Raw genomic sequence first — 1047 nt, forward strand, 5'->3', positions numbered from 1 at the left:
CCATTTTGCCTTCAGAATTAACATAGTAACGGCCACCATCTACCCATTCATTCTTGGCCATCTTACCATCTGATTTGAGATAATAATTTCCTACCCATTTGTTGCGAGCAGAGCTTCCTTCTGCTGTTAGATAATAATATGAACCATAGTTTTTATCATAAATCCAGTCACTTTTAACCTTTTTTCCATCAGAATCAACATAATAACGACCACCGTCTACCCATTCATTTTTAGCTCTCTTTCCATCTGATTTGAGGTAGTAATTTCCTACCCAGCCAGACTGAACTTTAGATTGTGATTTATCCTGTTTAGGAGTTGTTTCTTTAGTTTTTTCAGCCGGTTTTGGTGCTGGTGTTTTTGGTTTCTCAGCAGGTTTTTGTGCTGGTGTTTTCGGTTTCTCAGCTGGTTTTGGTGCTGGTGTTTTTGGTTTCTCAGCTGGTTTTTGAGCTGGCGTTTTCGGTTTCTCAGCTGGTTTTGGTGCTGGCGTTTTCGGTTTCTCAGCTGGTTTTGGTGCTGGCTTTGGCGCTGGTTTTGGTTGCCACAGACCATCGTCTCCTACATAATAACGACCACCATCTACCCATTCATTTTTGGCCATCTTACCATCTGATTTTAGATAGTAATTACCTACCCATTTGTTGCGAGCGTAGCTGCCTTCTGCTGTTAGATAATAATAGGATCCATAGTTTTTGTCATAAATCCACTCAGCTTTAGCCATCTTACCATTTGATTTCAAATAGTAGTTGCCTACCCATGTGTTGCGAGCGTAGCTGCCTTCTCCTGTTAAATAATAGTATGACCCATAGTTATTGTCATAAATCCATTCATTTTTAGCTCTTTTCCCGTCTGATTTTAGATAGTAATTACCTACCCATGCGTTTCGAGCGTAGCTACCTTCTGTGGTTAGATAATAATAGGATCCATAGTTTTTATCATAAATCCATTCACTCTTAGCCATTTTACCATCTGATTTAAGATAGTAATTGCCTACCCAAGCATTTTGGACATAGTTTCCCGAAGCATTTAGATAGAAATAAGAATTAGCTT

Annotated in this window: 1 pseudogene; it reads right to left on the reverse strand. The window is 39.2% G+C overall.

What is annotated here, in order from left to right:
* Positions 1-1047, reverse strand: a pseudogene (locus tag ADI74_RS11205) (endo-beta-N-acetylglucosaminidase); the annotation flags it as partial.

The sequence above is a fragment of the Streptococcus pseudopneumoniae genome (assembly GCF_001074565.1).
GTDB classification, from domain to species: domain Bacteria; phylum Bacillota; class Bacilli; order Lactobacillales; family Streptococcaceae; genus Streptococcus; species Streptococcus pseudopneumoniae_J.